General features: G+C 61.0%; 2 protein-coding genes and 3 pseudogenes. 2 read left to right on the top strand and 3 right to left on the bottom strand.

Annotated features, from left to right (window positions below; all coding sequences use genetic code 11):
• Positions 1-808 (top strand): transposase family protein (locus FEV53_RS21075; RefSeq protein WP_484217478.1); only part of this gene is annotated, 808 nt, incomplete at its 5' end.
• Between the two features lie 8 nt (positions 809-816).
• Here the strand turns inward: FEV53_RS21075 and FEV53_RS19540 are convergent.
• Positions 817-2,031: an IS110 family RNA-guided transposase gene (locus FEV53_RS19540; RefSeq protein WP_142836332.1), complete on the bottom strand. Its 1,215-nt coding sequence runs from the start codon at positions 2,029-2,031 to the stop codon at positions 817-819.
• A gap of 253 nt (positions 2,032-2,284) precedes the next feature.
• Positions 2,285-3,289: pseudogene (locus tag FEV53_RS19535) on the bottom strand (IS1182 family transposase); the annotation flags it as partial.
• Between the two features lie 145 nt (positions 3,290-3,434).
• On the opposite strand from FEV53_RS19535, the pseudogene FEV53_RS19530 reads away from it, so the two are divergent.
• Positions 3,435-4,453: pseudogene (locus tag FEV53_RS19530) on the top strand (IS110 family RNA-guided transposase).
• Between the two features lie 152 nt (positions 4,454-4,605).
• On the opposite strand, the pseudogene FEV53_RS19525 reads toward FEV53_RS19530, so the two are convergent.
• Positions 4,606-5,285, bottom strand: a pseudogene (locus FEV53_RS19525) (IS3 family transposase); the annotation flags it as partial.

Below are 5,285 nucleotides of genomic sequence, written 5' to 3'. Positions count from 1 at the left end.
GAACGACAATCGCCTCGGCCCCCGGCTTTGCGGGCAGGTCGGGCGCGATGCCCACGCCCGCCAGTTCAGGAGGATGCGCAAGGCCCTGCGTCGGCTCAAGGGCTATACCGGCCGCGTGCTGCGCGACATCGAACGGCAGACAGACAAGGGGACTGAGGGACCGCTGAAAGCGCGGATCGCGGAGATGACGGCGCTGGTAAACCGGTTGCTGGCGCAGAAGCCAAAGGACCGAGAGACGCTTTACAGCCTGCACGAACCGGCGGTGGCTTGTATCTCGAAAGGCAAGGCGCACAAGCGCTGTGAGTTCGGCACGAAGGTCAGCGTCGCGACCATCACGGAAGGTGGCTTCGTCGCCGGCATGCGATCACTGCCGGGCAATCCTTTCGACCCTTTCGACGGGCACACTCTGCACGCGGCACTGGAACAGGTGGACATCCTGACTGACCGGCGCCCGGACATGGCCTTCGTCGACCGTGGCTGCCGTGGCCACGGCGTTGAAACAGTGAAGGTCTTCATCAGCGGTGCAAGGCGCGGCGTCACCAGGACCATCGCGAAACTGCTGCGACAACGAAGCACCATCGAACCGATGACGGGCCATATGAAAGCCGACGGACGTCTGACCCGATGCCCACTCAAAGGAACCGAAGGTGATGCCCTTTTCGCGGTCCTCTGCGGCTGCGGTCACAACATCCGCATGATCCTGCGAAACCTGAGGGTCTGTCTGTGCCATTTCATCTGGCTGATCACACTGCTCCGAGGCCTCACCCCCGGCGCCGACCGCCATCAGAGGCCGCAAATCGCTGGGTAATGGACAAGTCAAGCAGCATTTTGCTTTGGGTCGAAGGTTTCGCGCCTTTGCAGCATGGTCCACAGAACCGTAACGCGTCGTCTGGCGAGGGCGATGAGGGCCTGGGTGTGGTGTTTTCCCTCTTTTCGCTTTCTGTCGTAGAAGGCTTTGGAGAGCGGGTCTTTCTGGGTCACGGCACAGAACGCGCTTTGGCAGAAGACCCGCTTGAGCGCCTTGTCGCCGCCGTAGGCGCGCCGCCAGCCCGCCCGTTTACCGGATTGGCGCTGAACCGGAGCGAGGCCCGCCGCCGCCGCGAGTGCATCCGCCGAGGCAAAGCGCGCGATGTTGCCGATTGGGGCCTGGAACTCGGCAGTCAGCACCACCCCCATCCCCGGCAACGAACGGATGAGGGCCCAGTCAGGGTGGTGGCTGAGGATGTCTTCGAGGTCCTTCTCGATGCGGGCGATCTTTTGTCTGGCCTCCAGGGCTTCGGCTGCCAGCTCACGGATCAGATCGGCGGTGGCCGCTTCGCCAGGGACGGTGATGCGTTGCGCCTTGGCACAGTCAAATGCGCGCCTGGCGATGGTCTCGCAGCCGTGCAGGTGCGGGGTCTTCTTCAGGTGAGCCACGATCCGCGCCCGTCCTGCGCGTCGGATGTCGGACGGGGTCACATGCCGGGTAAGCAGCGCCAACGGCCCTTTGCAACAAAGGTCAAATGCCTGTTCAAGGCCGGGATGAATGCCGCACAAAAGCCCGCGAATACGGGCGATGCGGCGCACCTGGTCCTGCATCAGGTCTCGCCTGCGGCCCACCTTGAGGCGCAGCGCCACGCGCGTGTCGTCATCGGCCAGAACCGGGCGCAGATCGCGCGTGCGCACCAGCTCGGCGATGGCGAGATATTGTCCGCCATTGGTCCGAGGACAATGGCGAGCGGCGTCGCGGGGATCGGATTTGCGCTCGCCTCCAGCAAAACCCTGGCCCGCGCGGTTCACCGCGATCCCCGGGGTGTGCACCAGGACAAAGCCTTCCGCCAGCAGGCTGGCCTCGATGAAGCGCGCAAAGGAGCCGACCACGTCGATCCCGATCACGACATCGCCGTTCACGTTCCGCAGTTCGACAATAAAGTGGTAAATCGCCACCGGGTTGTTCTCGACCGCGCGGTCGAGAACAACCCCGCCCCCATCGTCAATCCCAACCGCCCAATGTACAACTTTGGCCGCGTCAATTCCGATCCATATCGCCATCTCCCTACCTCTCCGTTGAGTGTTCCGCGCACACCCCGTCGCGCCTGCATCGCCTTACAAAGCCATCAAGGGCATCGCGTAATCAGCGGTCATTCAGGGGCGGTGGCGAGGGTGGCACAGCGACCTGAGCCATCAAGGACAGCCAGCATGACAACCATGCCCTCGCCACCTGCGTACCAACAACTTGGCACTGTCGATAACGCCATGAAAAAGGGTAAGGCCGCATGAGCCTGTTGATCAGTATGGACTAATTGCGGCGGAATTGCTTCAGCTCCTGACCCTCGGGGCAGACGTACTGGTCGTTCTCCGGATCCCACTCGAAGTCGGTTCTGACCCATGTCCCGTCGGGGCGGGCGGCCTTGTCGCTCACCGGGATGTACGGGTCGATCTTGCGGTCAACCAACCAGCCAAGCATCGGGCCAGAGCCATAGGCGGTGTCGGCGATGACCCAGTCCGGAACGATGTCGAATTTACCCTTTACCCGGTCCAACATGGTCTTTGTGGAGCCGACCTCGGCTTGCCGGATGGATCTGGTCGCTTCAACGTCGACGATCACACCATGATCGGTATCGATCAGGTAATTGTTGGAATAGCCGAAGAAAGCCGGACCCTTGCGGGCCGCTGTCCATTGACTGGCAGGATCGGAGTGAGAGGTGAACTTGGGTTCAACCTCGCTTGCTGCGCCGAAAGCAGCGTTATCGAGCCTTTCGAGATATTCCCGCACAGCGCGTGGCGCGTCGGCTGGATCAAGGGTCGATGGGTCCCAGTCTTCCCTGGGTGTCGAGTTCTGTTTGTTCGCATCCGCTTCGATCAGGCTTGCATCAACCGCCAGTCGTTGGCCACTGACCAGACCCTCTGCGATACAGCGGGCGACGGTCGTCTCAAACAGGTGCCGCAGCATTTCGCTCTCCCGGAAGCGCCCGTGCCGGTTCTTTGAGAACGTAGAATGGTCGGGGATCTTGTCCGACAGATCGAGGCGGCAGAACCACCGGTAAGCCAGGTTCAGATGGACCTCCTCGCACAGCCGGCGCTCGGAGCGGATCCCGAAGCAGTACCCCACCAGGAGCATCCGGATCAGCAATTCCGGATCGACGGAAGGGCGGCCGGTGTGGCTGTAGAAATCTGCGAGGTAAGCCCGGATGCTGCTCAGGTCGACAAACCGATCAATGGATCTCAGCAGATGGTTCTGAGGGACATGATCTTCCAGTGAGACCTCGCAGAACAGCGCCGGCTGCGCTTCCTGCCTCGGCCCCATCATCGCTGATCCTCCCGCCCTACAACAGAAGTGAATCAGCGAACGACACCTCAATCACACGAGAGTCTTTCAACATGGCGTAATCACAATCTGGACCCGGAATACCCTTGCAGAACTGGGGCCTAACGTCACAATCAGGAGCTGGAAGTTGGATTACTTTGCTGGCCTCAATGTCTCGATGGAGGAGACGCATATTTGTTTTCTGGATCGTGAAGGCACCTTTATCAGAGGAGGAAAAACGCCGACCTCGCCGGGTGCCATAACCGAATTCTATGCAGTCGGCCCAGCCTGCGCGCGAGTTGCCTTTGAAACCGGAGGCATAGCACCCATGCCGTTCCACGGCCTCATTGAACGCGGTGTTTCCATGCAATGCATTGAGAGCAGGCAGGCGTATCAGGCACTGAAAACGCTGTCCGGACACAAGACCGATCGGACCGTTGCGCGTGGACTGGCGCACATGGCTCGGACCGGCTTCTACAAACCAACTCATGTCAAATCTTTGTCTGCGCACGTGGTTCGATCACTCATCGCGGCGAGAAAGAAACTGGTTGGGCAGCGCGTGACGATTGACAACCAGATCCGAGGATTGGTCGTCGTGTTCGGTGTGCGCTTGCCACGTGCCCTGTCGCCAGAATTCAGCGACGCCGCTCTTACGGCCAGCCAGCAACGGCGTTCCCGGTCTCTATGCGGCTCTGTGCGGGCTGTTTGCAGCTCGCGAGGCAATACTGACAGCGGTCTCGGCAATATACAGCGACATAAAGAAAATGACTCGAAAATCTGAAATCTGCCGGCGATTGATGACGGTGCCCGGCGTTGGCCCGATCACCGCTCTGGCATTTGCTGCTGCCATCGATGATCCGCACAGGTTCAGGAAATCTCGAGAGGTCAGCGCCAGCCTTGGTCTGTTGCCTCCGAGTTGTCAGTATGGAGAGATCGACTGCAGCGGCAGCATATCCAAACGCGTCTATGTGAGAGGTGGCACGCTATTCCGCGAAGCCGCCAACGTCCTGCTGACGAGATACGTTGTGCCGCTAAAGCTGAAATCCTGGGCGCTTGGCATCGCCGCCTGCTCGACTATGCGCAAAGCCCGAGTGACACTGGCACGACGGATCGCGATCATTCTGCATGAAATCCATGCGAGACCAAACCGACTTCAAAACTCCCTGACATCAGTCAGAGCCAGGATACCAACGATCAGTTCCCAGCGGGAACGAAGCCCGAGGGAGGGCGTAGGACACGGCGTGTATTCTGATGCAGCACACCAATCATGACTGCCGTTTTAACCTTGCCGACTGACCTGCTCTGCTTGGAGTCCGCGTTTATAGGTTAGCTCTGTTCGGGTTTTGGTTCTCTCTTGACCGCTGGTGATACCCCCGGGGGTGAGCCCGTCGAGGCTCGAGTGCGGGCGGTGGTGATTGTAGTCGGCGCGTCATGCCGCAATCAAATGGCGGGCATGGCGCAGGGTCGGGCAGAGGTGCTCGTTGAGGCATTCGTCCCGCAGGCGGCCATTGAAGCTTTCTACCGGGCTGTTCTGCATCGGCTTGCCCGGTGCGATGTAATACCATTCCACACGTCGATCCTCCTGCCATTTGAGCATGGCGTTCGATGTCAGCTTGGTGCCGTTGTCGCTGACCACCATGCATGGGAAGCCCCGCATCTCGGCGATCCGGTCCAGTTCGCGGGCGACGCGGTGTCCCGACAGCGAAGTGTCGACCACGGTCGCCAGGCCTCCCCGGCTGAAGTCGGCGATCACGCAGAGAAGGCGGAACCGGCGGCCATCGGCGAGCGCATCCGACACGAAGTCCAGCGACCAGCGCTGGGGTTCGGCCCTTGCGGGATCGCCATCGGCGCCCTGGTTCCGATCGCGCGCTTGCGTCCGCCCCGTTTACGGATGGTTAACCCTTCTTCGCGGTAGAGCCGGTAGAGCTTCTTCCAGTTCACGTCCCAGCCCTCCCGCTTCAGCAGGATGTGCAGCCGCCGGTAGCCGAACCGCCGTCGC

This window comes from Palleronia caenipelagi (genome assembly GCF_007004065.1).
In the GTDB taxonomy this organism is placed as follows: domain Bacteria; phylum Pseudomonadota; class Alphaproteobacteria; order Rhodobacterales; family Rhodobacteraceae; genus Palleronia; species Palleronia caenipelagi.
Note: the sequence above shows the minus strand (reverse complement) of the source record. Positions and strands in the feature narration are given on the sequence as shown.